Origin of the sequence: Actinomadura sp. 7K507 (assembly GCF_004348425.1) — a bacterium.
Taxonomy (GTDB): domain Bacteria; phylum Actinomycetota; class Actinomycetes; order Streptosporangiales; family Streptosporangiaceae; genus Spirillospora.
This window is the reverse complement of sequence record NZ_SMKK01000442.1, coordinates 1-3,176: the sequence shown is the minus strand read 5'-3', so window position 1 is coordinate 3,176 and position 3,176 is coordinate 1. Positions and strand designations below refer to the sequence as shown.

General features: G+C 73.2%; 4 protein-coding genes and 1 pseudogene. 3 read left to right on the top strand and 2 right to left on the bottom strand.

Annotation, left to right across the window (positions count from 1 at the left end):
* The 3 genes and pseudogenes from E1285_RS44110 to E1285_RS44100 form a co-directional block, all read left to right on the top strand.
* Positions 1-206 (top strand): annotated as a pseudogene (locus E1285_RS44110) (IS5/IS1182 family transposase); the annotation flags it as partial.
* A gap of 141 nt (positions 207-347) precedes the next feature.
* A complete protein-coding gene (locus E1285_RS44105) occupies positions 348-1,181 on the top strand; it encodes a patatin-like phospholipase family protein (protein WP_132160864.1) in 834 nt (277 codons plus the stop codon).
* A gap of 9 nt (positions 1,182-1,190) precedes the next feature.
* On the top strand, positions 1,191-1,694 hold the full coding sequence (locus E1285_RS44100; protein ID WP_132160863.1) for a MarR family transcriptional regulator: 504 nt from the start codon (positions 1,191-1,193) through the stop codon (positions 1,692-1,694).
* A 14-nt stretch (positions 1,695-1,708) separates the two neighbouring features.
* Here E1285_RS44100 and E1285_RS44095 read toward each other — a convergent pair whose 3' ends face one another.
* Together E1285_RS44095 and E1285_RS44090 are read right to left on the bottom strand one after the other, a co-directional pair.
* On the bottom strand, positions 1,709-2,824 hold the full coding sequence (locus E1285_RS44095) for an amidase (protein WP_132160862.1): 1,116 nt from the start codon (positions 2,822-2,824) through the stop codon (positions 1,709-1,711).
* A gap of 59 nt (positions 2,825-2,883) precedes the next feature.
* The coding region (locus E1285_RS44090; RefSeq protein WP_243723475.1) for an ABC transporter C-terminal domain-containing protein at positions 2,884-3,176 on the bottom strand (293 nt) is incomplete at its 5' end.

Genomic DNA, 3,176 nt, shown 5'->3' with positions numbered 1-3,176 from the left:
AGGCCAACCGCGCCCATCTGCGCCGTCGCGGGATCGCGGCCACCATTCCCGTGAAGGCCGATCAGCAGGCCAACCGCAAGGCCAAGGGCTCGACCGGAGGACGCCCACCGGTGTTCGACCCGGACGCCTACCGGCTCCGCCACGCAGTCGAGTGCGGCATCAACCTGCTGAAACAGCACCGGGCGGTGGCGACCCGCTATGACAAGCTCGCCGTCCGATACCAGGCCACCATCGAGGTCGCTGTGATCGACATCTGGCTCCGATCAGTCACCAAGACCACTTCTTAAACACGGCCTAGGTCAGTTGACGGATGTCGCGCTGGCCGGGGCGTCCATAAGGTCTGTGCCATGGAACTCGGTGAAGGCGGATGGGCCCTGGTGCTCGGGCCCGGCGGCCCGGTCGGGACGGCGTGGCTGACCGGGCTCGCGGAGGGGCTGCGGCGGGCGGGCGTGGATCTGGCCGCGGCGGACCTGACTGTCGGGACGTCGGCGGGCGCGATCGCCGGGGCCATGATCGCCACCGGCCGGGACCTGGCGGCGCTGGCGGAGCTTCCGCCCTCGGGTGGCCCGGACCCCGTGGTGGAAGGAACGGCGGCGGACGGATCGGTGATGGCCCGCGTGTTCGAGATCCTCCGCACCGGCGGCCTGGACCCGGACGAGGCCAGGCGGCGGATCGGCCGGCTGGCGCTGGAGGCGGAGGCGCTGCCCGAGGAGCGCCATCTGGCACGCATGGAGTTCCTGGTGGAGAAGGGCGTGTGGCCGGAGGGACGGCTGCTCGTCACCGCCGTGGACGTCGAGTCGGGCAAGCCGGTCGTGTGGGACGGGACGAGCGGCGTCCCGCTGGCGGCCGCCGTGGCGGCGAGCAGTGCGGCGCCGGGCTTCGCGGAGCCGCTCACCATCGGGGGCCGCCGCTATATGGACGGCGCGTTCGGCGGCGGGTCCAACGCGGGCCTGGCGAAGGGGGCGGAGACGGTCGTCCTGATCGAGCCGCTGGCGCACATGTCCGACGGCACGGGGGCGGATGTCCGGATCGTCCCTGATGAGGGGGCCCTGGAGGCGTTCGGGGAGAACGTCGGCGATCTGGCGCGCTGGGCTCCCGTCTACCGGGAGGGGATCCGGCAGGCCGCAGAGGCGGCGGAGCGGATCAGGGCGGCCGGTGTGTCTCGATATCAAGACAGGTAGGGTGACGCCATGCAGGATGAGGTCGACCGGCTGGTCGAGGCGTGGAACAACGAGCGGCCGGACCTGGACGTCCGGCCGCTGCAGGTCCTGAGCCGCGTCTCACGGCTGGCCCGGCACCTCGACCGCGCCCGGCGCGCGGTGTTCGTCGACCACGACCTGGAGTCGTGGGAGTTCGACGTGCTGACCGCGCTGCGCCGGGCCGGGAGCCCGTACGAGCTGAGCCCGGGACGGCTGCTGCGGGCGACGCTGGTGACGTCCGGCACCATGACGAACCGCATCGACCGGCTCGCGGCGGCGGGGCTCGTCGAGCGGCATCCCGACCCGCAGGACAAGCGCGGCGTCCTGGTCCGCCTGACCGGCGCGGGCCGGACCCGCGTGGACGCCGCGTTCGCCGACCTGCTGGAGCGGGAGCAGGCCATCCTGGACAGCCTCAGCTCCGACCAGCGCGACGTGCTCGCCGGCCTGCTGCGCACGCTCCTGATCCCGTTCGACAGCGACACCGAACGGCACTAGCCGCCCGAGCGGTCCTAGGACAGGGCCGCCTCCAGGGCGGCGGCGACGCCGCAGAGGCGCTCCTCGCCGCCCGCGGGGCCGATGAGCTGGACGGACGCCGGCAGATGCGACCCCGGCAGCGGGACCGGCAGCGCGAACGCCGGCAGTCCGGCGACGTTGATCTGCCCGGCGAGCGCGGTGAGGGCGAGGTCTGATTCGTCCGCCTCATCGGGTTCGGGGGGAACGCAGGTCAGCACGGGCAGCGCGATCACCGCGTGGCGGGCGAGGATGCCGCCCAGCTCGGCCCGGATCGACTTCTGGACGCCGACGGCCCAGTCGAGCATCCCTGCTCCGGACACGTCGCCCATGGTCTGGATGCGGCGGAGGATGCGCCCGCTGAGCTTGGACGGGTCGTCGAGAAGGTGCCCGTTCTGCCGGAATCCCTCGTCGCTGACGATGATGCCGTTGGCCGTGGCGGCGTCCGCGTAGTGCGCGGACGTCACGTCGGTGATCGGGCCGAGGCGGCGCAGCGCGTCGTCGACGGCCGCGTCGATCGATGGGTCCACGCCGTCCACGCGGAGACGGGCGATCGTCGCGGACGGGTCGAACGGGACGGGCGCGAACCCGGGCTCGATCAGGCTCATGCCGAGCACGACGCCGGCGACGTCGCGTCCGATCGGCCCGACGACGTCCAGGGTCGGCGACAGCGGATACACGCCGTCGAGGGGGACGCGCCCGTTGGTGGTCTTCAGTCCCGCGATGCCGCAGCACGCGGCGGGAATGCGGATCGACCCGGACGTGTCGGTGCCGAACGCGACATCGGCCTCCCTCGTGGCGACGGCGACGGCGGAGCCGCTGGACGAGCCGCCGGGCACGCGGGACGGGTCGAGCGGGTTCACCGGCGTGCCCGCCCACGGGTTCACGCCGTCGGCGGCCATGCACAGCTCGTTGAGGTTGGCCTTCCCGGCGACGCGGGCGCCCTGCGCGCGGGCGGAGGCGACGACGGACGCGTCGGCGGCGGCCGGTTCGGCGCGTTCGGCGACGGCCTGGCAGCCCGCGGTGGTGGGCAGCCCAGCGACGTCCATGGCGTCCTTGACGGCGAGCCGCGGACCGTCACCGGGCTCGTCCGTCCTGATGATCCATGTCGTCATCCGAGGTCACCGTCCTATCAGCAGAGATGCCGTGAGCCGCCCGCCGGCCGAGACGCCCGTCAGCCGAGGTCCTCGGCGAGCATCAGCCACTCCTCCTCGATACCGGCGGCCTCGGCCTGGATCTCCTTCAGCCGGCCGTCCAGCTCCTGCAGCTTGGCGTAGTCGGTCGCGTGCGCCGCCAGCCGCTCGTGCAGCTCGGCCTCCTGCCGGGCGAGCTTCTCCAGGCGGCGTTCGAGCCTGTCGAGCTCCTTGCGGGCCTTCCAGTCCTGCCCGCCGCCCTTGGGTTTCGCGGACTCGGGCCCGCCCCGCAGGGAAGACGCGGCGGTCTTCTCCGAGGGCGTGGCGGCCGTCC